The 3,643-nt window shown below is 36.8% G+C and carries 3 protein-coding genes; all 3 read left to right on the top strand.

Going from position 1 to position 3,643, the window contains the following annotated elements; translation table 11 throughout:
• Positions 1 to 165: 165 nt before the first annotated feature.
• The gene (locus VIO64_RS04355; RefSeq protein WP_331915536.1) at positions 166 to 1,749 is read left to right on the top strand and encodes an extracellular solute-binding protein; all 1,584 of its coding nucleotides are present in this window, start codon (positions 166 to 168) and stop codon (positions 1,747 to 1,749) included.
• Positions 1,750 to 1,901: 152 nt separating this feature from the next.
• Positions 1,902 to 2,636 carry an ABC transporter ATP-binding protein gene (locus tag VIO64_RS04360; RefSeq protein WP_414705234.1) on the top strand — a complete coding sequence of 245 codons (735 nt, stop codon included), beginning with the start codon at positions 1,902 to 1,904 and terminating at the stop codon, positions 2,634 to 2,636.
• Positions 2,629 to 3,444 (top strand): ABC transporter permease, encoded by an 816-nt coding sequence (locus VIO64_RS04365; RefSeq protein WP_331915540.1) that lies wholly within the window; start codon positions 2,629 to 2,631, stop codon positions 3,442 to 3,444. The genes VIO64_RS04360 and VIO64_RS04365 overlap by 8 nt, the downstream gene beginning before the upstream one ends.
• Positions 3,445 to 3,643: the final 199 nt, after the last annotated feature.

Below are 3,643 nucleotides of genomic sequence, written 5' to 3' on the forward strand. Positions count from 1 at the left end.
GTACAATACCACATTAGTATAATTGTGGAAATTATAGCTGGAAATTTTAATAAAATTTTAACTGATTTGTGGGGGTGAAAAAGAAAATTTAACTCTCAAAAGTCAGATAAATAAAGCCCTCGGAGTTTCCGAGAGCATACATTATTATATTAGGGGGACGTATTTATGAAAAAGCGTTTTAGCAAAGTATTAAGTACTACGCTGCTAGTGGCAATGCTTTCAACCGCAATTACCGGCTGCGGCAGCCAAGGCGAAAAGGCTGATGATACTACAGCCAGTGAAAAGCCAAAGGAAATGGTAGAATTGACAGTTGAAGTTTTTGACAGATCAACACCAGGATATCAGGCAGATAAGAATTTTCAGACAGACTGGATACAGAAAAATTTTGGCGATCCAAACGGCATTAAGCTGAAATTTGTACCTGTTTTAAGAAACCAGGAAGTTGATAAGCTCAATGTGTTGATGGCAGCAAACCAGGCTCCAGATATTTGCTTTACTTATAATGAAGGTTTGATGTACAACTACATAAAGAATGGCGGACTTACTGATTTAGGAAAACTGCTTGATGAACACGGTAAAAATCTTAAAGCTTATCTTGGCGATACTTTGTTAAGCTACGGCAACTGGGGCGGAGTACAATATGCAGTTCCTGCAAAGAGGGTTATGGAAGCTTGCTTTGGAACATTTATCAGAAAAGACTGGCTTGATAAAGTAAATATGCCTGTTCCTGAAACAACTGATCAGTTCTATAACACATTAAAAGCTTTTAAGGAAAAAGATCCGGGTAAACTTGGTGATAAGGTTATTCCTTTTACAATCACTGTTGACCCTAATAATATTAACTGGACTTCACATACTCTTCTTGAGTCATTTAAAAAGCCAATATCCGAGGAAGATAGATATTCCATGAGAAACTGGGTAATACCTGGCTTTAAAGAAGGTATGAGATTTATGAACAAATTGTATAATGAAAAACTCTTAAATCAACAATTTGTTTTGGATAAAGACGGCAAGCAGTATGAAAAGGATGTTGCACAAGGTAAGGTTGGTTCTTTCATACAAAGCTATGACTTCCCATACAGAATCACACCTGGTTTGGCAACTGAGCTTAAGAAAAACGTACCTGACAGCGACATTATTCCGATAGATCCATTTAAGAACGCTGATGGCAAAAACATAAAAATGAAATATAATCCAAACGGTTTATTCCTAATTGTACCAAAATCAAGCAAAAGAGCTGTTGAAGCAATTAAATACCTTGATTGGATGTCAAAACCTGAAGTGTTAAAATTCCTCCAAAACGGAGTTAAGGGTGATCAGTACACTGATGAACAAGATGGCATACCAATGAACGTTATTTCAAATGACAAGCTTCCTGATGAGAAAAAAGCAAACTATATTGACTTGTCAATTATAGTAAACGGTAAGGAATTTGGAAGTACTGAAAAGAACATAAAAGCTGCTTCCTTCGGATACCCGGGATTTGAAAATAAGTTTACAGAAGCTTACAACATAGCATTAAAAGACGCTGGTTACATGCCTCGTTTTGACAGAGTTATTGAGTCTGAAGCAAAATACGCTAAGGCACTTACAGACAAAGAAGTGCAGATCTTCGTTAAATCAATTACTTGTAAGCCAGCAGATTTTGATAAGACTTATGATTCACTTGTTGATGATTACATGAAATCAGGCGGTAAGGAAATAGAAGATGAAAAGAGAGTGGCATTTAAAGCAATGAAGAAACAATAAAAGCATTAATAAATAATAAAAGCTAGAATAGACATAAGAAAAGCCTTGATGGAGTATATACTCTTTCAAGGCTTTTTGCATATAATGTACCATTACCATAAATTAGGGCGGTATGGGATGTGGATTTTATAGTAAACTTGGAGAATATTGGCATGAAATACCACTCACTAAATGGTGAGATTAATGCTTTGGAAAATATAGATTTCTCTGTGAAAAAAGGAGAATTCATTAGCATTGTAGGACCCAGCGGATGTGGTAAATCCACCATACTTTCTATAATTTCAGGGCTTGTGAATCCGACATCGGGAAAGGTTCTAATTGCCGGCAGGCCCCAGGAAGAGAACTTACATATGGTGGGATACATGCTCCAGAAGGATCATCTTTTCGAATGGAGGACAATACTTCAAAATATACTTTTAGGTCTGGAAATCAGGAGAGCACTTACAAAAGAAAGTAAGGAGTATGCATTAGAACTTCTAGAAACTTACGGATTATATGAATTTAAAGACAAATATCCTTCACAGCTTTCAGGAGGCATGAGGCAGAGGGCTGCACTTATAAGGACCCTTGCTGCTAAACCTGAAATACTGCTTTTAGATGAAGCATTTTCAGCACTTGATTATCAAACCAGGCTTGCAGTTACTGATGATATTTACTCAATTATTAAAAAAGAAAACAAAACAGCTATTCTTGTAACCCATGATATAGCTGAGTGCATAAGTGTGGCGGACAGAGTGGCAGTTCTTTCGAAAAGGCCGGCTACCGTGAAAAGTATTCATGACATTATATTTTCCGGAAGCTTGAGAACACCTTTAAAATCACGGGAATCTCCTGAGTTTTCTAAGTATTTCAATATAATATGGAAGGAGCTGGATGTCTATGTGTGACAGAGGTAATGAATATATATCGGAGGAGCATAAGGAATACCTAAAGAAAGTCAGGGTCAAAAAGCTTTGCATATTTCTGACTCAAATACTTATATTGGCACTGTTCCTTGGGTTGTGGGAGGCAGCTGCAAGATTAAAGTTTATTGATCCTTTTATAACAAGCCAGCCATCAAGGATCTTTACCACCCTTATCAATCTATACAATGAGGGGCAGCTTTTTAAGCATATAGGCATAACATGCCTTGAAACAGTTGTAGGCTTTTCTCTTGGTACTATTTTAGGCATAATAATAGCAATCATTCTGTGGTGGTCTGAGTTTTTATCGAAGGTTTTCGAACCATACCTTGTCATATTGAACAGTTTGCCTAAAATAGCGTTAGGACCGATATTTATAGTTTGGATAGGTGCAGGTCCCATATCGATAATTGCTATTGTACTTACCATTTCCATCGTTGTGACAATTCTGGAAATCTTGAACGGATTTATGGGGGTTGATCAAGATAAAATCAAGCTTGCCAAAACCTTCGGAGCAAATAAGTTTCAGATCATGCAAAAGGTAGTATTGCCGTCATCCCTTCCCGTTATAATGAATGCTCTGAAGGTAAATGTAGGACTTTCATGGGTTGGAGTTATTGTGGGGGAGTTTTTAATTTCAAAGGCAGGTATAGGATACCTAATAGTATATGGCGGGCAAGTGTTCCAACTGGATCTGGTGATGACCAGTGTATTTATACTGGCAATAGCTGCATATTTCATGTACCGATGTGTAGCATACATGGAGAAACTTCTTGTAAAGAACAAGGGGTAGATTTAAGTGATGGGGCTAAGATATATAATATAGCACCTTTAAATGCTCCAGGGAATATTATGTATAGTTTCGAAAAGTAACTGGTAATTGGCTTGAAAACAAAAATTCAGGTTTGATTCATAAAAAACAAGGTAAAAAACCTTATTGAACTTTGAAAAAAGTATATTGTTACGACAGAGCAAATAAAAAAGGGCATGGC

The organism is Pseudobacteroides sp., from assembly GCF_036567765.1.
GTDB lineage: Bacteria > Bacillota > Clostridia > Acetivibrionales > DSM-2933 > Pseudobacteroides.